We start from the raw sequence: 20,033 nt of genomic DNA, 5'->3' as shown, positions 1-20,033 counted from the left end.
CGGTGCTTTCCTGTTTTTATTCCCGGTGGTTATTTGTCCGGGCTGTCGATGGTCAGTGTTTGTGGCGCAGTGGTGCTGCTGGCCAGAGGGCCGCTGCGACCGACCCACTCCCCGGCGGTCGGCTGACCGGCCCGGGAGATGCGCGCAACCAATTGGACTTCAGGGAAGTTCGACAGTTTCAACTGCGGCATCATCGCGTCGGCATCACCCAGTTCGACGGTCACCGGCAGATCGGCCACGGTCAGGCGTTTGGCCGCCAGCGGCGCTGGAGGCCCGGACGTGGCGCGGGCAAAGATGAACACGCTGTCGCCCGGCTGCACCCTGCCTTTGAGTTCGCTGGCCAGATCGACGCGAACCTTGAGCAGTGCGGCAGTTTTGGCCGCTGGAGCCTCGGCGACCTTGCCGCCGCTGGCTTGCAGGCGCTCGGCGGCACGCTCGATCCCGCCTTGCAGCGCTTCGCGGGACTTGTCGTCCGGTGGCAATTGCGCCAGCAGACGATTCCAGTAATCGATGGCTTGCTGATAGCGCTCACCTTCGAATGCGGCGATACCCAGCAGACCGAGGCTGGTGACTTCTTTCGGATCGGCCTTCAGCGCTTCATCGGTCAGGGCTTGAATCTTGTCCGACCACTTTTTGCCATCGGCAAAATACTGCGCCTGCGCCCACTGGCCGAGCAGCTCCGGCTGGCGGCCGGCGAGGTTGGCGGCGCGTTCGAACATCTTCGCCGCGTCCGCCGGACGCTCCTGAGCCATGTAAGTGCGACCGAGGAAGTACAGGCCTTCCGCCGAATCCGGCTGCGCGGCAACCGCGCGCTCCAGACGTTGGGTCATCTCTTCCATCGACTGCGGTGCCTGGGCGAATTCGCGGGTCAGTTCGACTTTGTCGGCAGCACCGAAATGCAGGTACAGACCTAGTCCCAACACCGGTACAAGCACCGCCGCCAGCAACGGCAACGGCTTGCCCAGCTTCGACACGCGCGGCGCTGTAACGCCTTCGGTATCCGCCAGCAATTCACGCGCAGCCTCAGCGCGACCGCTGTCCATTTGCGCGGCGTCGAGCACGCCTTCAGCCTGTTGCGATTGCAACTCGGCCACGCGCTCCTGATACAGCGCAACGTTCAGGGCAGTGCGATCTTCTTCACGCTGGGCGCGACGTTCACGCAAAACCGGGATCAGCAGAAAACTCAGGGCGACCAGAAGCAACAGCCCTGCGGCAAGCCAGAAATCAATCATTCTTGGTTTTTATCCAACAGTTGGTCGAGGCGCTGACGCTCATCGGCGGAAAGCGATTGCGGGGTTTCGGCGCGTTGCCCGCGACGACGGCGGACGATCACCGCGATCACCACAAAGCCACCGAGCAGCAGCGCGGCCGGGCCGAACCACAGCAAGGCAGTCTTGGCATTCAGTGCAGGTTTGTAGCGAACAAAATCCCCGTAGCGATCGACCATGAAGTCGATGATCTGCTGGTTGTCCTTGCCCTCACCGAGCATGCGAAAAATCTCTTTGCGCAGGTCAGCGGCAATCGGCGCGTTGGAATCGGCGATGTCCTGGTTCTGGCATTTGGGGCAGCGCAGTTCCTTGGTCAGTTCGCGGAAACGCTCGCGGTCACCTTCTTTGGCGAACTCGTAAGTATCGATGGCGGCGTGCGCCACACCGGCCAGACTCAAGCCCAATACCACGGCGGCTAAATAACGCTTCATGGCTTGGCCTCATCGACCAGCGCCTGATACTTGGCCGCGAGTTTTTCGCGCCAGACCTGCTCGTCGATCACGCCGACGTATTTGTCACGAATGATGCCTTTGGCGTCGATGAAAAAGGTTTCCGGCGCGCCGTAGACTCCGAGGTTCAGGCCCAGCGAGCCTTCGTCGTCACGGATGTCCAGCGCATAAGGATTGTGAAATTCGGCCAGCCACTTCAGCGCATCGGCGTTGGTGTCCTTGTAGTTGATCCCGTAGATCACCACACCGCGCTCGGCCAGTTTGTTCAGCACCGGGTGTTCGACCCGGCAGGAAATGCACCAGGTGCCCCAGACGTTTACCAGGGCAGGTTTACCGAGAATGTCAGCCTTGGTCAGGGTCTTGTCGCCCTGCACTGCCGGCAACGAAAACTCCGGGAACGGTTTGTTGATCATGGCCGACGGCAGCTCCGCCGGATCAAGGTACAGACCGCGATAAAGGAATACCGCCACCAGCAGGAAAATCGCCAGTGGCACCAGCATCAACCAACGTCTCATGCAGCCGCTCCCGTCATGCCTAGCGCATCACGCACCTTGGATTTCACCTTGACCCGATAACGTCGATCCAGCGCCGCCAGCAAACCACCCAAACCGGTGAGCAAACCGCCGAACCAGATCCAGCGCACAAACGGTTTGACATGCACGCGCACCGCCCACGCGCCGTTTTCCAGCGGCTCGCCGAGGGCAACGTAGAGATCACGGGTGAAACCGGCGTCGATCCCGGCTTCGGTCATCATCGAACTCTGCACGGTGTACAGGCGTTTTTCCGGGTGCAGCACGCTGATTTCCTTGCCGTCGCGAATGACCCGAATGGTGCCCTTGTCGGAGGTGAAGTTCGGCCCTTCGAAGTGCTTCGCGCCTTCGAAGACAAACTGATAACCGGCCAGCGCCATCGACTCGCCCGGCGCCAGACGCAGGTCGCGTTCGGCACTGTTCTGGCTCGACAACACCACGCCCAATGCACACACGGCGATGCCGAGGTGGGCGATCTGCATACCCCAGTAACTGCGGGTCAGGGTCGGCAGGCCTTTGATCAGGCCTTTGTGGCGGGTCTTGTCGAAAATGTCGCGCACGCCGGCGAGCAATACCCACGCGGCGAGCAGGAAGGTCGCGATCACCGCCCAGTTGAAATCACCGTAGGCGACGCCGGCCACGACTGCCAGCGCGACACTGCCGAGCAATACCGGGGTGAGCATGCCAACCAGCCATTTCACCGGGGTGTCTTTCCAGCGCACGATCACGCCGACCGCCATCACCAGCATCAGCAACGCCATCAACGGAATGAACAGCGCATTGAAGTACGGCGGGCCGACCGACAGTTTGGCTCCGCTGATCGCATCGAGAATCAACGGGTACAGGGTCCCGAGCAGAATCATCGACGCCGCTACCACCAACACCAGGTTGTTGCCCAGCAGCAGGGTTTCCCGTGACCACAGATTGAAGCCGACCTGACTTTTCACCACCGGCGCACGCAAGGCAAACAACGTCAGCGATCCACCGACCACGAACAGTAGGAAGATCAGGATGAACACACCGCGCTCAGGGTCGGAGGCAAAGGCGTGCACCGAGGTCAGCACGCCGGAACGTACAAGGAAGGTACCGAGCAGGCTCAACGAGAACGCGGCAATTGCCAGCAGCACCGTCCAGCTCTTGAATACGCCGCGTTTTTCCGTGACCGCCAACGAGTGGATCAGCGCGGTGCCAACCAGCCAAGGCATGAAGGATGCGTTTTCCACCGGGTCCCAGAACCACCAGCCACCCCAGCCGAGTTCGTAGTAAGCCCACCACGAACCGAGGGTGATGCCGATGCCGAGGAAGGCCCAGGCGACGATGGTCCACGGCCGCGACCAGCGTGCCCACGCCGCATCAAGACGCCCACCGAGCAGTGCCGCAATGGCGAACGCGAAGGCCACGGAAAAACCGACATACCCCATGTAGAGCATCGGCGGATGGACGATCAGGCCGATGTCTTGCAGCAAAGGATTGAGGTCGCGACCGTCCGCCGGAATCTGCGGCAGGATCCGCGAAAACGGGTTCGACGTGAGAATCAGGAACAGCAGGAAACCGGTGCTGATCATGCCCATCACCGCCAGTACACGGGCGAGCATGACTTGCGGCAACTGGCGGGAGAACACCGACACGGCAAAGGTCCAGCCACCGAGGATCAACGCCCACAGCAGCAGCGAACCTTCGTGGGCGCCCCACACCGCGCTGAACTTGTAGTACCACGGCAAGGCACTGTTGGAGTTCATCGCCACATAGCCGACCGAGAAATCATCGGTCATGAAGGCGTAAGTCAGGCAGCCGAAGGCAAACAGCAAAAAGGCAAACTGCCCCCATGCGGCCGGCTGGGCCAGACTCATCCAGAAACGGTCGCCGCGCCATGCACCGACCAATGGCACCACGGCTTGCACCAGCGCAAAACACAGCGCCAGAATCATCGCCAGATGGCCCAGTTCAGGAATAAATATCGCGGAAGTCATCGATCAACCCTCCTTCGCTGGGGTCGGTGCGGATTGACCGCTGTCTTTCAACGCTTTGGTCACTTCCGGCGGCATGTATTTCTCGTCGTGCTTGGCCAGCACTTCATCGGCGACGACCACACCGTCCGCATTGATCTTGCCGAGGGCAACGATGCCCTGCCCTTCGCGGAACAGGTCCGGGAGGATGCCGCGATAGGTGATGGTCACGGCTTTGTTGAAGTCGGTGACGACGAATTTGACGTCCAGCGAATCCGGAGAACGCTCCAGCGAGCCCTTCTCGACCATGCCACCGGCACGGATGCGCGTGTCGTGCGGCGCTTCACCGTTGGCGATCTGGGTCGGGGTGTAAAACAGATTGATGTTCTGCTGCAGGGCGCTGAGGGCCAGGCCGACGGCAGCGCCGACTCCGACCAGAATCGCCAGAATGATGATCAAACGTTTTTTGCGCAGCGGATTCACTTGCCGTTCTCCCGGCGCAGACGACGCGCCTCTTGTTGCAGATACCGCTTGCGGGCCACGATCGGCGCCGCCACGTTGAAGGCCAGTACCGCCAGACAGATGCCGTAGGCCGACCAGACATACAGGCCATGATGGCCCATGGCGAGGAAGTCGCCGAATGAAGCAAAACTCATCGAGCGGCCTCCAGACTGTGCTGCACTTCTTCTTTGACCCAACTGGCGCGGGCTTCGCGCTTGAGCACTTCCAGGCGCATGCGCAGCAACAGCACGGCGCCGAAGAAGCAGTAGAAACCCAGAACCGTCAGCAGCAGTGGCAGCCACATCTCGGCAGGCATTGCCGGTTTTTCAGTGAGGGTAAAGGTCGCGCCCTGGTGCAGGGTGTTCCACCACTCCACCGAGTATTTGATGATCGGAATGTTGATCACGCCGACGATGGCCAGCACGGCGCAGGCCTTGGCGGCACTGTCGCGGTTGCTGATGGCGTTGCCCAGCGCGATCACGCCGAAATACAGGAACAGCAGAATCAGCATCGAGGTCAGCCGCGCGTCCCAGACCCACCACGAGCCCCACGTCGGTTTGCCCCAGATCGCCCCGGTGACCAGCGCCACGGCGGTCATCCACGCGCCGATCGGTGCGGCGCATTGCAGGGCGACGTCGGCCAGTTTCATTTTCCACACCAACCCGACCACGCCGCACACGGCCAGCATCACGTAGATCGACTGAGCGAGCATCGCAGCGGGCACGTGGATATAGATGATGCGAAAGCTGTTGCCTTGCTGATAATCCGGCGGTGCGAAGGCCAGGCCCCAGACGACGCCGACACCAATCAGCAGCAACGCTGCAATGCTCAACCACGGCAAGAACTTGCTGCTGATGCCGTAAAACCACTTGGGCGAGCCGAGCTTGTGAAACCAGGTCCAGTTCATACTGTTTCCATCACGGGTGCCGCTCATCGGTGTGAGCAGTCTCAGGGTCTTTGCTGGTTAAATTTTAACCAGACCTCATTATTCGCCGACGCTGATCTTCAGGCCAGCCGCTATTGCAAAAGGTGTCAGGGTGATCGCCAGGGCGGTCAGGCTACCAAGCCACAGCAGATACCCGGTCGCCGGCATGCCTTGCAAAGCCGCCTGCAGGGCGCCACTGCCAAGGATCAACACCGGGATGTACAACGGCAGAATCAGCAGCGCCAGCAACAGGCCACCGCGCTTCAAACCCACCGTCAGCGCCGCGCCCACCGCGCCGAGCAAGCTCAGTACCGGCGTGCCCAGCAACAACGAAAGCAGCAGAACCGGCAGACACGCGGTCGGTAAACCGAGCATCAATGCCAGCAAGGGCGAGAGTAAAACCAGTGCCAGCCCGGAAAAAAGCCAGTGTGCCAGCACCTTGGCCAATACCAGAAGTGGCAGCGGGTGCGACGAAAGGACCCACTGTTCCAGGGAGCCATCTTCAAAATCACTGCGGAAAAGCCCGTCCAGCGAGAGCAGGACCGACAAAAGCGCCGCCACCCAGACTAACCCCGGGGACAGGTTTTGCAACACTTGCGTTTCCGGGCCGACGGCCAGCGGGAACAAAGCGATGACGATGGCGAAGAAAATCAGCGGATTGGCCAGTTCCGCCGGGCGGCGAAACAGCAGTCGGGATTCACGGGCAACCAGCAGGCCGAACACACTCATACCGCCCAATTCCCCAGATCGATGTCGCGATAACCGGCCGGCATCCGGCTCAGGGTGTGGTGCGTGGTCAATACCACCAGGCCGCCGCGCTCGCAATGACCAGCCAGATGTTCTTCAAGTTGCGCCACCCCTTGCTTGTCGAGGGCGGTGAACGGCTCGTCGAGAATCCACAGCGGCGGGCTGTCGAGATATAAACGCGCCAGTGCCACACGGCGCTGCTGACCGGCGGACAACGTGTGGCAGGGAACATCTTCGAAACCGCGCAATCCTACGGCTGCCAGCGCTTGCCAGATGGCATCGCGTTCGGCGGGATGATGCAGGGCGCACAGCCAGGAGAGGTTTTCTTCCGGGGTCAGCAGGTCCTTGATCCCGGCGGCATGGCCGATCCACAACAGATTGCGCGCCAGTTCGCTGCGCTGTTCGGTCAGCGGCTGGCCATTGAGCAGGACTTGACCGTCGGTCGGCTGCATCAGGCCGGCCAACAGACGCAACAGACTGGTTTTGCCGCTGCCGTTAGGACCGCTGATTTGCACCATATCGCCACTGGCCAGTCTCAATTCGAGATTTTCGAAGAGCAGCCTCAAGTCACGTTCACACGCGAGGGCAACGGTTTGCAGGACAGGACTGGTCAAGGGATCACGGGCCTTATACGGTTCAAGTCGGCTCGGGTGCGGCCGTTAAAGAGATGCAGCATAGATGCATTGACGGCTCGTTCTAGAGAGCTGCGTCAAACAATTGTTATGTTTTTTGAACGAAGCGCAAGACGGGCGGCATTATACATGTCGTGCCTTACTCTCAAGAGTGCAATTTCCTCAGGTTGTGTCCGCGTATGACAGGCGAAATGAACATCCTCCCGCTCCCGCCCACCACCCCGGCGACCGCTCGCCCGCAGGTGGGTGAGCTGCTCAAGCTACTTACGCCGGTTGAAGGCTTGATCGGCGCCGGGCAGAGCGCCAAGGCCGAGGTGTTGTCGCTCAAACAGGCGGATCAGACGTTTCAATTATTGCTGAAGGTGACGCTGGACAGCGGGCGGCAGACCACCGTGCAAGCGACCAGCAATCTGCCATTGCCGCAAGGCACCAGCCTGGCGATCACCCAGCCGTCGGCAGGCAATCTGGCGATCACTGTGCAACAGGCGATTGCCAGCAGTGTCGCCACCCTCACCCGCATCGACACCGCGCAACTGCCGGTCGGTACTTTGTTGCAAGGCAAGGTGCTGACCTCGCAGGTCGTTGCGCAGCCACCGGGTCAAGCGACGGTGTTCCGCTCGATGGTCAGCCTGCTCAATACCGCGTTGAGCGGCAGCACCCTGAGCATCGACAGCCCGCAACCGCTGCGTATCGGCACCCTGCTCTCGGCGCTGGTGGAAGATTCGCAAACCCTGAAATTCCTGCCGCTGAGCAGCCGTCAGGAGCAACTGGCGGTGAGCCAGCAACTGGTCGGCCAGCAGAGTCGCCAGGCATCGCTCAGCGGTTTACTCAACGCGCTGCAAAACCTGCCGGCCGATACCGATCAAACGTCGGCAGATTTGCGCGCAGCGGTCGACAAACTGCTGGCCGGCCTGCCTGACGTGCAGCAACTGAGCACGCCCAAAGGCCTGGCGATGGCGCTGGCCAACAGTGGCATGTTCCTCGAAGCCAAACTGCTGACCGGCCAGAATCCGACGCTGGCCCCGGACATGAAAGCCGATCTGCTCAAGCTGATCGCGCAACTCACACCCGGCCTGCCCGGCAACACCAATCTGAATGCGATCATTGCCGCCAACACCTTGGCGCAGGCCATGCCGAGTTTCGTACGCAACGCCCTCGGCATGCTCGGTCAAGTCAGTGCCAAACCGCTGCCAAACAGTTTCCCGCTGCCCGACCGACTGCTGCAAAGCCAGGACGGCGAAGGTGATCTGGAACATTTGCTGCGCCTCGCCGCCGCCGCTGTTTCCCGGCTGCAAAGCCATCAGTTATCGAGCCTGGAACAGACCGGCGTCACCGATGACGGGCGCCTGCTCAGCACCTGGCAACTGGAAATTCCCATGCGTAACCTGCAGGACATCGTGCCGTTGCAGGTCAAGTTCCAGCGTGAAGAAGCACCGGAGAAAGAGCCCCAACCGAATGAGCGTCGCGACGAACGCGAGCCCAAACAACAATTGTGGCGCGTCGATCTGGCGTTCGACATGGAACCGCTGGGGCCGATGCAGATTCAGGCGCAATTGATTGCCGGCAGCCTGTCGAGTCAGCTCTGGGCTGAACGGCCGTACACCGCCGACCTGATCGAAAACAACCTGTTCGCTCTGCGCCAGCGCCTGCTCGATCGCGGGCTGAACGTCGGCGATCTGGACTGCCACCACGGCACCCCGCCGCAAGGCAACCAAACCCGCCTCGACCACCGCTGGGTTGACGAAACCGCATGAATGACACCACCGCCCCACGCCAGGCCATAGCCCTCAAATACGACGGCAACCACGCCCCGACCCTCACCGCCAAGGGTGACGAGGAACTGGCCGAAGAAATCCTGCGGATTGCCCGCGAGTGTGAAGTGCCGATCTACGAAAACGCCGAACTGGTGCGCCTGTTGGCGCGCATGGAACTGGGCGACAGCATTCCCGAAGAGCTGTATCGCACCATCGCCGAGATCATCGCGTTTGCGTGGAATCTGAAGGGGAAATTCCCCGAGGGACAGGATCCGGATGCGCCGATGGTCGAGAAGGACATCACCGAACGTGGGGATGATTACTGATCGTTCCCACGCTCTGCGTGGGAATGCCGCCCGTGACGCTCCGCGTCACATTTCACAAGCGGAACGCGGAGCGTCCCAAGATGCATTCCCACGCAGAGCGTGGGAACGATCCCGGTACGACAATCAGTTCTTGTGAAGTTTGCGCATCAACTCCGCCTCAGCCTGGGTCAAACCGCAGGACTGAGTCAGTTCATCAACGCTCGCGCCCATCCCCACCAGTTTCGCCGCTTGGGCGAACGACAGGCTCGATGGATCGCGCTGCTCCAGCGCAACAATCTTGTCAGGCAACGGCCCGACGACCGCGCGCAACTCGTGCAGGGCTTCGCCCATGCGCACGTTGCCGTTCTGGTAGTCGTCAACGCGTTTGGCCAGGTCCTTGATGCGCTGATCACGCAGCGCATCGCCATGAGCCTGTTGCGCGGCAATCACTTTTTGCGCCTTGATGTACGACACAAACATCGCCAGCGTCCCTGCCCAGAAAAGGAACAGGACAATAACCGCAACCTCGAGAATCAAATCAGATGCTCTCCAGTTCCGACCATTCTTCTTCGCTCATCATCTTGTCCAGCTCGACCAGGATCAGCAACTCGTTGTTCTTGTTGCACACGCCCTGGATGAACTTGGCCGACTCTTCGTTACCGACGTTCGGTGCGGTCTCGATTTCCGACTGACGCAGGTAAACCACTTCAGCCACGCTGTCGACCATGATCCCGACCACTTGCTTGTCGGCTTCGATGATGACGATACGGGTGTTGTCGCTGATCTCGCCGGTGCTCAGGCCGAAGCGCTGACGGGTGTCGATCACGGTGACAACGTTACCGCGCAGGTTGATGATGCCCAGCACGTAGCTTGGCGCACCCGGTACCGGCGCGATCTCGGTGTAGCGCAGGACTTCCTGAACGCGCATCACGTTGATGCCGTAGGTTTCGTTGTCCAGCTTGAAGGTCACCCATTGCAGGATCGGATCTTCGGAACCCTTTGCCGCCGTCGCCTTGTCGTTCATACCCTAGCCCCTCGAAGTACCGCGCCTGGCGGTTTATGTTTCGTTTCCGGCATATCGATGCCGGTACTGTCTGTTATGTCGGTTTGTGGTTCGGCTTACTGCCGGACATGTGTTTTGCCCCGCCGCTGGCGATCAACTCGGCCAGTGCGGCGACATCGAGCAAGGCGCACATGTGTTCAATCACCGTGCCGGCGAGCCATGGCCGCTGACCTCGATGACTTCTCCATTTGATTTCATTCGGATCAAGACGCAACGAACGACTGACCTGATGCACCGCCAGGCCCCACTCGTAACCTTGTACCGAAATCACGTACTGCAAGCCCTGACGGAAGTCATCGCGATAGCGATCCGGCATGACCCAGCGCGCGGTGTCCAGAACTTTCAGGTTGCCGGCCTGGCTCGGCAAGATGCCGAGGAACCATTCCGGCTGGCCGAACAGCGGCGTCAGTTCATGACCGGCCAGCGAATAGATCGAGCCGAGGCACACCAGCGGCACCGCCAACGTCAGCCCGGCCACGTCGAACAGCAGGCATTCGAACGCTTCGGAGGCCCAGGCTGGACGGCCGTCGGTTTCCACGGGCGGTGGCGTATTGCTCGGCGGCAAATGCACTTCCACCAGCGGCGGCACCAGCGTCTGTTCGACGGGTTCGGGCAGCACTGGCGCAGGTGCGGGCACGACTGGCGCAGGCTCGGCCACGACCGGTTCTGGCGTGGTTTTCAGAAGCTGGGTTTGCAGCAGTGGCGCCAATGTCGAAACGGGGGCGCGAACCGGCGCTGCCTCTTCGATCAACATCACCGGCGCCTTGGCCGCAGGAGCAACGGCGGGGGCAGCAACCGGCTTCACAGCCTGCTGCGCATCACGCGCCTGCTCTTCCAGCACCGCGGCCTGGAATTCATCCAGCGCCGCCGCACTTTCCACCTCTTCAGGTTCCGCTACGAATGCCGCTGGCAACTCGTCAGGAATCTCCTGCAACAAGCCATCCAGATACGACTGCAAGGCCAACTGCGGCTTCGACGTCAACTTAAGCGGCCGATTCATGCTCAAGCCACCTGCGGAACAAGTTGTTGCGCCAACAGATGCTTGAGCAGCGCGCGATAAGCCAGCACGCCACGGCTCTTGCCGTCGAATTGCGAGGGCGTGACACCGGCACGGCTGGCGTCGCGCAGACGCGTATCGACCGGGATGTAACCCTGCCAGATCTCGTCGGGGAATTTGTCACGCAGCACGCGCAAGGTATGCATCGATGCCTGTGTACGGCGATCGAACAGGGTCGGCACGATGCTGAACGGCAGCGCCTGTTTGCGCGAGCGGTTGATCATCGCCAGGGTGTTGACCATCCGCTCCAGGCCTTTGACGGCCAGGTGTTCGGTCTGCACCGGGATCACCAGCTGCTGGCTGGCCGCGAGGGCGTTGACCATCAGCACGCCGAGCAACGGCGGGCTGTCGATGACGGCGTAATCGAAGTCCTGCCACAGCTGCGCCAGACTCTTGGCGATCACCAGACCCAAGCCACTCTGCCCCGGCGACTGGCGCTCAAGGGTGGCCAGAGCGGTGCTCGACGGCAGCAGGGAAATGCGTTCGTCGCTGGTCGACAACAGCAACTGCCCGGGCAAGCCTTGCGGCACAGCGCCCTTGTGCAGAAACAGGTCGTAGTTGCTGTGTTCCAGGCTGTCGGGGTCGTAGCCGAAATAGCTGGTCATCGAGCCGTGCGGGTCGAGATCGACCACAACCACGCGCTTGCCCGCCTCCGCCAGCAAACCGGCTAAAGCGATGGAAGAAGTGGTTTTACCAACACCACCCTTTTGATTGGCGACTGCCCAGACTCTCATTCAGTTCGTTCCTCCCGGTCGAGATGCTCGACCGAGACATGGTTCAGCGTGTTAATGCGGGTGACGGAGAATTGACGGCACTCTCGCGTCCCGGCGTCTTGACCGGGGTCGGTGCAGTTTGTGTGCCAGCACGCTTGAGTGCGGCATCCGGTTGCGCGTTGGCGGTTCCGGTGCCCGTTAGGCTGCGGCGCACATCGAGGTTGCGCGATACCACCAGCACCACCCGACGGTTTTTCGCCCGGCCTTCGGCCGTGGCGTTGTTGGCCACTGGCTGGAACTCGCCGTAGCCCACCGAGGCCAGACGGCCAGGGTTCACACCCTGCATCGCCAGCATGCGCACGATGCTCGCCGAACGCGCCGAGGACAGCTCCCAGTTGGTCGGGTACTGCGCGGTGCGGATCGGTTGATCGTCGGTGAAGCCTTCAACGTGGATCGGGTTGTCGAACGGTTTGAGGATCGCCGCAACCTTGTCGATGATGTTGAACGCGATGTCGCTGGGCATGGCGTCGCCGCTGCCGAACAACAGGCTGGAGTTGAGTTCGATTTCGACCCACAACTCGTTGCCACGCACGGTCATCTGATTGGAGCTGATCAGATCGCCGAACGCCGCGCTGATGTCATCGGCAATGCTCTTCAGCGGATCGCTGGCGCCGGCGATACCGGCGTCGACCTGCTCGGCATCCTTGACCAGCGGCTTCGCCGGGGTCACGGTCTTCGGTCGCTCTTCGCCGATCGGGATCGGTTTGAGTGAGCGATCGGAGTCGGTAAAGACGCCGATCAGCGCTTCGGAAATAACCTTGTACTTGCCTTCGTTGATCGACGAGATCGAGTACATGACCACGAAGAAAGCGAACAGCAGCGTGATGAAGTCGGCGTAGGACACGAGCCAGCGCTCGTGGTTAACGTGTTCTTCCTGATGCCTGCGACGAGCCATAGTCCATTACCCCCATCAATCCATGAAGCCCTGAAGCTTCAACTCGATAGAGCGCGGGTTTTCACCTTCGGCGATCGACAAGATACCTTCCAACAACATTTCGCGATAACGCGACTGTCGCAACGCGATTGACTTCAGTTTGGCCGCGACCGGCAACAGGATCAGGTTGGCACTGGCCACGCCGTAGATGGTCGCGACGAACGCCACGGCGATGCCGCTGCCCAATTGCGTCGGGTCGGCGAGGTTGCCCATCACATGAATCAGGCCCATCACGGCACCGATGATGCCGATGGTCGGCGCGTAGCCGCCCATGCTTTCAAAGACTTTCGCCGCTTCGATGTCGCGGGCTTCCTGGGTGTAGAAATCCACTTCAAGGATGCTGCGGATCGCTTCCGGCTCGGCGCCGTCGACCAGCAGTTGCAGGCCCTTGCGCGAGTAGCTGTCGGGTTCGGCATCGGCCACGCCTTCCAGACCGAGCAAACCTTCCTTGCGTGCAGTGAGACTCCAGTTGACCACGCGGTCGATGCCGCCGGCCAGGTCCACTCGCGGCGGAAAGAAGATCCAGGCGAGGATCTGCATCGCGCGTTTGAACGCGCTCATCGGCGATTGCAGCAGCGCGGCACCGATGGTGCCGCCCAGTACAATCAGTGCCGCCGGGCCGTTGGCCAGCGCACCGAGGTGACCACCTTCCAGGTAGTTGCCGCCGATGATGGCGACAAACGCCATGATGATCCCGATAAGGCTTAGAACATCCATCAGATACACGCCTCGACGATGTGCTTGCCGATGTCGTCCAGACCGTACACCGCATCCGCGAGGTCGGCTTTGACGATGGCCATCGGCATGCCGTAGATCACGCAGCTGGCTTCGTCCTGTGCCCACACCGAGCTGCCGCCCTGCTTGAGCAGGCGTGCGCCTTCACGACCGTCGGCGCCCATGCCGGTCAACACGACCGCCAGAACTTTGTCACCGTAGGATTTCGCCGCCGAACCGAACGTGATGTCCACGCACGGCTTGTAGTTCAGACGCTCGTCGCCCGGGAGGATTTTCACCGCGCCACGGCCGTCGATCATCATTTGCTTGCCACCCGGGGCCAGCAACGCCAGGCCCGGACGCAGGATGTCGCCATCCTCGGCTTCCTTGACACTGATGCGGCAGAGCTTGTCCAGACGTTCAGCGAAGGCCTTGGTGAACGCTGCCGGCATGTGCTGGATCAGCACGATCGGCGCCGGGAAGTTGGCCGGCAACTGCGTCAACACGCGTTGCAGGGCAACCGGACCGCCCGTCGAGGTACCGATGGCAACCAGTTTGTAGGCTTTGCGTTTCGGTGCCGGCGACGAAGCGCTGGCAGCCGGCGCGCGCGTTGGCGTCGGAGCGGGTGCCGGACGTACCGGGGCGCTGGTGCTGTGGCTGCTGAAGCTCGATGCTGCCGGAGCAGGCGTCGGTGCAGGCGCAGCTACCGGAGCAGGCGCACTGTAGGCACTGAAACGACGGTTACTGCGCGAGATGCTATGCACCTTCTCGCACAGCAGTTGCTTGACCTTCTCCGGGTTACGCGAGATGTCTTCAAAATTCTTCGGCAGGAAATCCACCGCACCGGCATCCAGCGCATCGAGGGTTACCCGAGCGCCTTCATGGGTCAGCGAGGAGAACATCAACACCGGGGTCGGGCAGCGCTGCATGATGTGCCGCACGGCCGTGATGCCGTCCATCATCGGCATCTCGTAGTCCATGGTGATCACGTCTGGCTTGAGGGCCAGGGCCTGATCAATCGCCTCTTTACCGTTGGTGGCCGTACCGACCACCTGGATGCTCGGATCCGCTGAAAGAATTTCCGAGACGCGGCGGCGGAAAAAACCCGAATCGTCCACCACCAGGACTTTGACTGCCATAAACACTCCATTAGGCGCAGCGGGACGTTGTCGCCCCGCCGCCCCGGATTCAAATACGCCGTGCGGCGTAACGCTTGAGCATGCTTGGAACATCGAGAATCAGTGCAATGCGGCCGTCACCGGTGATGGTGGCGCCGGACATGCCCGGAGTCCCTTGCAGCATTTTGCCCAATGGCTTGATGACCACTTCTTCCTGGCCAACCAGTTGATCGACGACGAAGCCGATCCGCTGAGTGCCCACCGACAGGATCACCACATGGCCTTCGCGCTGTTCTTCATGAGCGGCGGAGCTGACCAGCCAGCGCTTGAGGTAGAACAAAGGCAAGGCCTTGTCCCGCACGATCACCACTTCCTGGCCGTCCACGACGTTGGTGGTCGACAGGTCGAGGTGGAAGATTTCGTTGACGTTGACCAACGGGAACGCAAACGCCTGGTTGCCGAGCATGACCATCAGGGTCGGCATGATCGCGAGCGTCAGCGGCACCTTGATGACGATCTTCGAACCCTGGCCCTTGGTCGAGTAGATGTTGATCGAACCGTTGAGCTGGGAAATCTTGGTCTTCACCACGTCCATGCCGACACCACGGCCGGACACGTCGGAGATCTCGGTCTTGGTCGAGAAACCCGGGGCGAAAATCAGGTTGTAGCACTCGGTATCGCTCAGGCGATCGGCCGCGTCCTTGTCCATCACACCGCGTTTTACCGCGATCGAACGCAGGACGTTCGGGTCCATGCCTTTGCCGTCATCGGAGATCGACAGCAGGATGTGGTCGCCTTCCTGTTCGGCTGCCAGCACCACGCGACCACCACGGGCCTTGCCCGACGCTTCGCGTTCTTCCGGCGACTCGATACCGTGGTCGACGGCGTTGCGCACCAAGTGGACCAGCGGGTCGGCCAGAGCCTCGACAAGGTTTTTGTCGAGGTCGGTTTCTTCACCCACCAGCTCCAGATTGATCTCTTTCTTCAGCTGACGCGCGAGGTCGCGAACCAGACGCGGGAAGCGCCCGAAGACCTTCTTGATCGGCTGCATCCGGGTCTTCATCACCGCGGTCTGCAAGTCAGCCGTGACCACGTCGAGGTTCGACACGGCCTTTTGCATGGCTTCGTCGCCGCTGTTGAGACCCAGGCGCACCAGGCGGTTACGCACCAGTACCAGCTCGCCGACCATGTTCATGATTTCGTCGAGACGTGCGGTGTCGACCCGCACGGTGGTCTCGGCTTCGCTCGCCGGTTTTTCCGGTGGCGGTGCAGCGGCAGCACGGGCCGGAGCCGGTGCAGCAGCGGCAGCCGGTTTTGGCGCTTCGGCTTTCGGTTCAGGCTTGGCGGCAGGCTTCGGCGCAGCAGCAGCAGCCGGTGCTTTCGCAGGCGGCGTGGCGACTGTCGAAGCGGAGCCGGCAGCAGCGGCGCCGACTTCAGTGAACTTGCCTTTACCGTGCAATTCGTCGAGCAGCGATTCGAATTCGTGATCGCTGATCAGATCGCTACCGGCAGCGGCGGCCGCCGGTGCGGCAGGCGCAGGGGCCGAGGCAATCGCCGACTCCAGCGCTTCGACGGCGAAGTTGCCTTTGCCGTGCAACTGATCAAGCAGTGCTTCGAATTCGTCGTCGGTGATGTCCGAGCTGTCGCCTGCTGCCGGCGCTGCAGGTTTGGCTGCCGCCGGCGCGACTGCGTCAGCTGCAAATTGACCTTTACCGTGCAACTGATCGAGCAGTGATTCGAACTCGGCGTCAGTGATTTCATCGCTGGCTGCCTCTTCGGCAGTTTGCGCAGGCGCAGCCGCCACCGGGGCTTCGGCTTCGGCCTTGACGGCGTTCAGCGAGTCCAGCAGCTGTTCAAATTCGTTATCGGTGATGTCGCCCGAGTCGCCTTCGACGACCAGCTCTTCGATCATCTCGGCCACTGGCGAAGCCGGGGCTTGATCCGCCGATTGCGGCTCGGCCAGACGCGCCAGCGCTGCCAGCAGTTCCGGCGTGGCGGCGGTGATCGGTGCACGCTCGCGGACTTCGCTGAACATGCTGTTCACCGCGTCCAGTGCTTCGAGGACAACGTCCATCAGTTCTGCATCAACGCGACGCTCACCCTTACGCAGGATGTCGAACACGTTTTCGGCGATGTGACAGCACTCCACCAGCTCGTTGAGCTGAAGGAAGCCGGCGCCCCCTTTTACAGTGTGGAAACCGCGAAAAATTGCGTTGAGCAAATCTGCGTCATCCGGACGGCTTTCCAGCTCGACCAGTTGCTCGGACAGTTGCTCAAGAATCTCGCCGGCCTCAACCAGGAAATCCTGAAGGATCTCTTCATCGGCGCCGAAGCTCATTAATGGGGTGCTCCTACAGGTCTAAAAACCCAAAAAACCTAAAATTCCAAAACTCTAGAATCCGAGGCTGGATAACAAATCGTCCACATCGTCCTGACCGGACACAACGTCTTCTCGTTTATCGGCATGAATCTGCGGACCTTCACCCTGCGAGAGATGTTTTTGTGGATCTTTTTCTGCAAGCATCGCTGCACGGTCATGTTCGATGCCCGCAAAGCGGTCGACCTGACTGGCCATGAGCACGAGTTTGAGCAAATTGCTTTCGACTTCGGTGACCAGTTGGGTCACACGCTTGATCACTTGACCGGTAAGGTCCTGGTAATCCTGAGCCAGCAGGATGTCGTTCAGATTGCTCGACACCGCACGGTTGTCCGTGCTGCTGCGTGACAGAAAACCGTCGACCCGGCGCGCCAGTTCGCGGAACTCTTCAGCTCCGACTTCACGACGCATGAAACGCCCCCAGTCGGTACTCAAGGCCTGGGCTTCTTCAGCCAGACCATTGACCACCGGCGTGGCGCTTTCCACCAGATCCATGGTGCGGTTGGCCGCGGCTTCTGTCAGCTTGACCACATAGCCCAGGCGTTCGGTGGCGTCGGTGATTTGCGACACTTCCTCAGCCTGCGGCATGTGCGGATCGATCTGGAAGTTGACGATCGCACTGTGCAGTTCACGTGTGAGCTTGCCGACTTCCTGATACAGGCCACGGTCACGGGTCTGATTGAGCTCATGGATCAGTTGCACAGCGTCGCCGAACCTGCCTTTTTCAAGGCTCTCGACCAGTTCGACCGCGTGTTTTTTCAGGGTCGACTCGAAATCGCCCTGTGAAGATTCGTTATGCTCCATAGCTCCCCCGCGCGTCATCAGCCGATGCGTTCGAAAATCTTCTCGATTTTGTCTTTCAACGCCTGAGCCGTGAAAGGTTTGACCACGTAGCCGTTCACACCGGCCTGAGCGGCCTCGATGATTTGCTCGCGCTTGGCTTCAGCGGTCACCATCAGCACGGGCAGATGCTTGAGTTTTTCATCGGCACGCACGTGGCGCAGCAGGTCGATACCGGTCATGCCCGGCATGTTCCAGTCTGTTACCAGAAAGTCGATGCTGCCGCTGTTGAGCACCGGAATGGCGGTAGTGCCATCGTCGGCCTCGACGGTGTTGGTGAACCCAAGATCGCGCAGCAGGTTCTTGATGATCCGCCGCATCGTTGAGAAGTCATCAACGATGAGGATTTTCATGTCTTTGTTCAATTCGACCTCCAAGCAGTCTTAAACGCGCCCAGCACCTGGGCGCGCCACTTCAATCAATCGGCGCAGCACTCGAAGACTGTCTGGAGCACAACAGAGCAAGACCGGTGCCGTTCATCACCGCACCAGCCTCGTTCGCAGTGTCCCCACACTGCCTTCAGCGCGCTCGCCACTCCCCCAAACGCCCCCGCAAACGGGCCGCGCACTGGCTGTGTAACTGGCTGACCCGCGATTCACTGACGCCAAGGACTTCACCGATCTCCTTGAGGTTCAGCTCTTCGTCGTAGTACAGCGCCAACACCAGTCGCTCACGCTCCGGCAAATTGGCAATCGCGTCCGCCAGCGCCGCCTGGAAGCGTTCATCTTCCAGATCGCGTGACGGCTCAAGATGAGCACTGGCGCCATCCTCGTGCAGCCCTTCGTGTTCGCCGTCCTGCAAGAGGTCGTCGAAACTGAACAAGCGGCTGCCCAGGGTGTCATTCAAAATCCCGTAGTAATCGTCGAGACTCAATTGGAGTTCGGCCGCAACCTCGTGATCTTTAGCATCACGGCCGGTTTTAGCTTCAATTGCCCGAATTGCGTCGCTGACCATACGGGTGTTGCGGTGAACCGAGCGTGGTGCCCAGTCCCCTTTGCGCACTTCGTCGAGCATCGCGCCGCGGATTCGAATGCCCGCGTACGTTTCGAAACTGGCGCCTTTACTGGCGTCGTATTTGGTCGAGACTTCGAGCAGGCCAATCATCCCGGCCTGAATCAGATCCTCGACCTGCACACTGGCCGGCAATCGCGCCAGCAGGTGGTAGGCGATGCGTTTGACCAGTGGCGCGTAACGCTCGATCAACTCGTACTGCGCGTCACGTGCCGACTTCTTGTAGTAGTTCATACCGCTGGCGGTCATAACACAGGCCCTGCCGTTTGCTGCACGAGGCGCTCGACGAAAAACTCAAGGTGGCCGCGCGGGTTGGCAGGCAGTGGCCAGGTATCGACCTTCTGCGCGATCGCCTTGAACGCCAGCGCGCACTTGGAACGCGGGAAAGCTTCATAGACCGCTCGCTGCTTCTGCACTGCCTTGCGCACGCTTTCGTCGTAGGGCACGGCGCCGACGTATTGTAGGGCCACATCAAGGAAGCGATCCGTGACCTTGGTCAACTTGGCGAACAGGTTGCGACCTTCTTGCGGGCTCTGCGCCATGTTGGCGAGGACGCGGAAGCGGTTCATGCCGTAATCGCGGTTGAGCAGTTTGATCAGTGCGTAGGCATCAGTGATCGAGGTCGGCTCGTCGCAAACCACCAGCAACACTTCCTGGGCTGCGCGAACAAAACTGACTACCGAGTCACCAATACCCGCAGCGGTGTCGATCACCAGTACATCGAGATTGTCGCCGATGTCACTGAAGGCCTGAATCAGACCGGCATGTTGCGCCGGGCTCAGGTGAACCATGCTTTGGGTGCCGGACGCGGCCGGCACGATGCGGATCCCGCCGGGCCCCTGCAACAGCACGTCGCGCAATTCGCAGCGGCCTTCGATCACGTCGGCCAGGGTACGTTTGGGCGTCAGGCCCAGCAGAACGTCGACGTTCGCCAGCCCCAGATCGGCGTCCAGCAGCATGACCCGACGGCCAAGCTCTGCCAGCGCCAGAGACAAGTTCACTGACACGTTAGTCTTGCCGACGCCACCTTTGCCGCCGGTCACCGCGATCACCTGTACGGGATGCATGCTGCCCATGTTATTTCTTTAC

General features: G+C 60.9%; 23 protein-coding genes. 2 read left to right on the top strand and 21 right to left on the bottom strand.

Going from position 1 to position 20,033, the window contains the following annotated elements:
• Positions 1–29 precede the first annotated feature (29 nt).
• The 9 genes from ccmI to ccmA all read right to left on the bottom strand — a co-directional run bounded on the left by ccmI (position 30) and on the right by ccmA (position 6,980).
• Positions 30–1,232 (bottom strand): c-type cytochrome biogenesis protein CcmI, encoded by a 1,203-nt coding sequence (gene ccmI / locus ACVVH8_RS08430; protein ID WP_103306825.1) that lies wholly within the window; start codon positions 1,230–1,232, stop codon positions 30–32.
• Positions 1,229–1,699, bottom strand: a complete 471-nt coding sequence (locus tag ACVVH8_RS08425; protein ID WP_401303289.1) for a cytochrome c-type biogenesis protein — start codon at positions 1,697–1,699, stop codon at positions 1,229–1,231. Before ACVVH8_RS08425 ends, ccmI begins: the two co-directional genes overlap by 4 nt.
• Positions 1,696–2,232: a DsbE family thiol:disulfide interchange protein gene (locus ACVVH8_RS08420; protein WP_099758373.1), complete on the bottom strand. Its 537-nt coding sequence runs from the start codon at positions 2,230–2,232 to the stop codon at positions 1,696–1,698. The genes ACVVH8_RS08425 and ACVVH8_RS08420 overlap by 4 nt, the downstream gene beginning before the upstream one ends.
• Complete coding sequence (locus ACVVH8_RS08415; protein ID WP_103306827.1) at positions 2,229–4,217, bottom strand: heme lyase CcmF/NrfE family subunit; 1,989 nt, start codon at positions 4,215–4,217, stop codon at positions 2,229–2,231. The genes ACVVH8_RS08420 and ACVVH8_RS08415 overlap by 4 nt, the downstream gene beginning before the upstream one ends.
• Before the next feature lie 3 nt (positions 4,218–4,220).
• On the bottom strand, positions 4,221–4,676 hold the full coding sequence (ccmE, locus tag ACVVH8_RS08410) for a cytochrome c maturation protein CcmE (RefSeq protein ID WP_475229463.1): 456 nt from the start codon (positions 4,674–4,676) through the stop codon (positions 4,221–4,223).
• On the bottom strand, positions 4,673–4,849 hold the full coding sequence (gene ccmD, locus ACVVH8_RS08405) for a heme exporter protein CcmD (protein WP_103306829.1): 177 nt from the start codon (positions 4,847–4,849) through the stop codon (positions 4,673–4,675). The genes ccmE and ccmD overlap by 4 nt, the downstream gene beginning before the upstream one ends.
• Positions 4,846–5,601 carry a heme ABC transporter permease gene (locus tag ACVVH8_RS08400; RefSeq protein WP_016987487.1) on the bottom strand — a complete coding sequence of 252 codons (756 nt, stop codon included), beginning with the start codon at positions 5,599–5,601 and terminating at the stop codon, positions 4,846–4,848. The genes ccmD and ACVVH8_RS08400 overlap by 4 nt, the downstream gene beginning before the upstream one ends.
• A 78-nt stretch (positions 5,602–5,679) precedes the next feature.
• Positions 5,680–6,348, bottom strand: a complete 669-nt coding sequence (ccmB, locus tag ACVVH8_RS08395) for a heme exporter protein CcmB (protein ID WP_103306830.1) — start codon at positions 6,346–6,348, stop codon at positions 5,680–5,682.
• Positions 6,345–6,980, bottom strand: coding sequence for a cytochrome c biogenesis heme-transporting ATPase CcmA (ccmA, locus tag ACVVH8_RS08390; RefSeq protein ID WP_213027961.1), 636 nt, complete (start codon positions 6,978–6,980; stop codon positions 6,345–6,347). Before ccmA ends, ccmB begins: the two co-directional genes overlap by 4 nt.
• A 197-nt stretch (positions 6,981–7,177) precedes the next feature.
• On the opposite strand from ccmA, the gene fliK reads away from it, so the two are divergent.
• Positions 7,178–8,752: a flagellar hook-length control protein FliK gene (fliK, locus tag ACVVH8_RS08385; protein ID WP_475229460.1), complete on the top strand. Its 1,575-nt coding sequence runs from the start codon at positions 7,178–7,180 to the stop codon at positions 8,750–8,752.
• Positions 8,749–9,078: an EscU/YscU/HrcU family type III secretion system export apparatus switch protein gene (locus ACVVH8_RS08380; protein ID WP_103306833.1), complete on the top strand. Its 330-nt coding sequence runs from the start codon at positions 8,749–8,751 to the stop codon at positions 9,076–9,078. The genes fliK and ACVVH8_RS08380 overlap by 4 nt, the downstream gene beginning before the upstream one ends.
• Positions 9,079–9,201: 123 nt before the next feature.
• Here ACVVH8_RS08380 and ACVVH8_RS08375 read toward each other — a convergent pair whose 3' ends face one another.
• The 12 genes from ACVVH8_RS08375 to fleN form a co-directional block, all read right to left on the bottom strand.
• Positions 9,202–9,594 carry a DUF2802 domain-containing protein gene (locus tag ACVVH8_RS08375; RefSeq protein WP_103306834.1) on the bottom strand — a complete coding sequence of 131 codons (393 nt, stop codon included), beginning with the start codon at positions 9,592–9,594 and terminating at the stop codon, positions 9,202–9,204.
• A 1-nt stretch (position 9,595) separates the two neighbouring features.
• A complete protein-coding gene (locus tag ACVVH8_RS08370) occupies positions 9,596–10,081 on the bottom strand; it encodes a chemotaxis protein CheW (RefSeq protein ID WP_025111919.1) in 486 nt (161 codons plus the stop codon).
• 73 nt (positions 10,082–10,154) lie between these two features.
• A complete protein-coding gene (locus tag ACVVH8_RS08365) occupies positions 10,155–11,120 on the bottom strand; it encodes a CheW domain-containing protein (protein ID WP_475229457.1) in 966 nt (321 codons plus the stop codon).
• 2 nt (positions 11,121–11,122) lie between these two features.
• Positions 11,123–11,911: a ParA family protein gene (locus tag ACVVH8_RS08360; protein WP_475229454.1), complete on the bottom strand. Its 789-nt coding sequence runs from the start codon at positions 11,909–11,911 to the stop codon at positions 11,123–11,125.
• Between the two features lie 43 nt (positions 11,912–11,954).
• The gene (motD, locus tag ACVVH8_RS08355; protein WP_064120990.1) at positions 11,955–12,845 is read right to left on the bottom strand and encodes a flagellar motor protein MotD; all 891 of its coding nucleotides are present in this window, start codon (positions 12,843–12,845) and stop codon (positions 11,955–11,957) included.
• A gap of 15 nt (positions 12,846–12,860) precedes the next feature.
• Positions 12,861–13,601: a flagellar motor protein gene (locus tag ACVVH8_RS08350; RefSeq protein WP_095190692.1), complete on the bottom strand. Its 741-nt coding sequence runs from the start codon at positions 13,599–13,601 to the stop codon at positions 12,861–12,863.
• Entirely contained in the window at positions 13,601–14,737 is a 1,137-nt protein-coding gene (locus ACVVH8_RS08345) for a chemotaxis-specific protein-glutamate methyltransferase CheB (RefSeq protein WP_315446274.1), read from the bottom strand. Before ACVVH8_RS08345 ends, ACVVH8_RS08350 begins: the two co-directional genes overlap by 1 nt.
• Positions 14,738–14,786: 49 nt before the next feature.
• A complete protein-coding gene (locus ACVVH8_RS08340) occupies positions 14,787–17,054 on the bottom strand; it encodes a chemotaxis protein CheA (protein WP_475229452.1) in 2,268 nt (755 codons plus the stop codon).
• A 54-nt stretch (positions 17,055–17,108) separates the two neighbouring features.
• Positions 17,109–17,897 (bottom strand): protein phosphatase CheZ, encoded by a 789-nt coding sequence (locus ACVVH8_RS08335; RefSeq protein ID WP_027613919.1) that lies wholly within the window; start codon positions 17,895–17,897, stop codon positions 17,109–17,111.
• Positions 17,898–17,914: 17 nt separating this feature from the next.
• Entirely contained in the window at positions 17,915–18,286 is a 372-nt protein-coding gene (locus ACVVH8_RS08330; RefSeq protein ID WP_024012118.1) for a chemotaxis response regulator CheY, read from the bottom strand.
• A 166-nt stretch (positions 18,287–18,452) separates the two neighbouring features.
• The gene (gene fliA / locus ACVVH8_RS08325; protein ID WP_003222919.1) at positions 18,453–19,193 is read right to left on the bottom strand and encodes an RNA polymerase sigma factor FliA; all 741 of its coding nucleotides are present in this window, start codon (positions 19,191–19,193) and stop codon (positions 18,453–18,455) included.
• Complete coding sequence (fleN, locus tag ACVVH8_RS08320; RefSeq protein WP_003222917.1) at positions 19,190–20,020, bottom strand: flagellar synthesis regulator FleN; 831 nt, start codon at positions 20,018–20,020, stop codon at positions 19,190–19,192. Before fleN ends, fliA begins: the two co-directional genes overlap by 4 nt.
• Between the last annotated feature and the right edge of the window lie 13 nt (positions 20,021–20,033).

This window comes from Pseudomonas trutticola BRTCR10, from assembly GCF_056155105.1.
This window is presented reverse-complemented; position numbering and strand designations above follow the sequence as displayed.

Bases quoted from the DNA above. Each gene is read 5' to 3' on its own strand.
- ccmI (WP_103306825.1), bottom strand. From the start codon at position 1,232: ATGATTGATTTCTGGCTTGCCGCAGGGCTGTTGCTTCTGGTCGCCCTG.
- ACVVH8_RS08425 (WP_401303289.1), bottom strand. From the start codon at position 1,699: ATGAAGCGTTATTTAGCCGCCGTGGTATTGGGCTTGAGTCTGGCCGGT.
- ACVVH8_RS08420 (WP_099758373.1), bottom strand. From the start codon at position 2,232: ATGAGACGTTGGTTGATGCTGGTGCCACTGGCGATTTTCCTGCTGGTG.
- ACVVH8_RS08415 (WP_103306827.1), bottom strand. From the start codon at position 4,217: ATGACTTCCGCGATATTTATTCCTGAACTGGGCCATCTGGCGATGATT.
- ccmD (WP_103306829.1), bottom strand. From the start codon at position 4,849: ATGAGTTTTGCTTCATTCGGCGACTTCCTCGCCATGGGCCATCATGGC.
- ACVVH8_RS08400 (WP_016987487.1), bottom strand. From the start codon at position 5,601: ATGAACTGGACCTGGTTTCACAAGCTCGGCTCGCCCAAGTGGTTTTAC.
- ccmB (WP_103306830.1), bottom strand. From the start codon at position 6,348: ATGAGTGTGTTCGGCCTGCTGGTTGCCCGTGAATCCCGACTGCTGTTT.
- fliK (WP_475229460.1), top strand. From the start codon at position 7,178: ATGACAGGCGAAATGAACATCCTCCCGCTCCCGCCCACCACCCCGGCG.
- ACVVH8_RS08380 (WP_103306833.1), top strand. From the start codon at position 8,749: ATGAATGACACCACCGCCCCACGCCAGGCCATAGCCCTCAAATACGAC.
- ACVVH8_RS08370 (WP_025111919.1), bottom strand. From the start codon at position 10,081: ATGAACGACAAGGCGACGGCGGCAAAGGGTTCCGAAGATCCGATCCTG.
- ACVVH8_RS08365 (WP_475229457.1), bottom strand. From the start codon at position 11,120: ATGAATCGGCCGCTTAAGTTGACGTCGAAGCCGCAGTTGGCCTTGCAG.
- ACVVH8_RS08360 (WP_475229454.1), bottom strand. From the start codon at position 11,911: ATGAGAGTCTGGGCAGTCGCCAATCAAAAGGGTGGTGTTGGTAAAACC.
- motD (WP_064120990.1), bottom strand. From the start codon at position 12,845: ATGGCTCGTCGCAGGCATCAGGAAGAACACGTTAACCACGAGCGCTGG.
- ACVVH8_RS08350 (WP_095190692.1), bottom strand. From the start codon at position 13,601: ATGGATGTTCTAAGCCTTATCGGGATCATCATGGCGTTTGTCGCCATC.
- ACVVH8_RS08345 (WP_315446274.1), bottom strand. From the start codon at position 14,737: ATGGCAGTCAAAGTCCTGGTGGTGGACGATTCGGGTTTTTTCCGCCGC.
- ACVVH8_RS08340 (WP_475229452.1), bottom strand. From the start codon at position 17,054: ATGAGCTTCGGCGCCGATGAAGAGATCCTTCAGGATTTCCTGGTTGAG.
- ACVVH8_RS08335 (WP_027613919.1), bottom strand. From the start codon at position 17,897: ATGGAGCATAACGAATCTTCACAGGGCGATTTCGAGTCGACCCTGAAA.
- ACVVH8_RS08330 (WP_024012118.1), bottom strand. From the start codon at position 18,286: ATGAAAATCCTCATCGTTGATGACTTCTCAACGATGCGGCGGATCATC.
- fliA (WP_003222919.1), bottom strand. From the start codon at position 19,193: ATGACCGCCAGCGGTATGAACTACTACAAGAAGTCGGCACGTGACGCG.
- fleN (WP_003222917.1), bottom strand. From the start codon at position 20,020: ATGGGCAGCATGCATCCCGTACAGGTGATCGCGGTGACCGGCGGCAAA.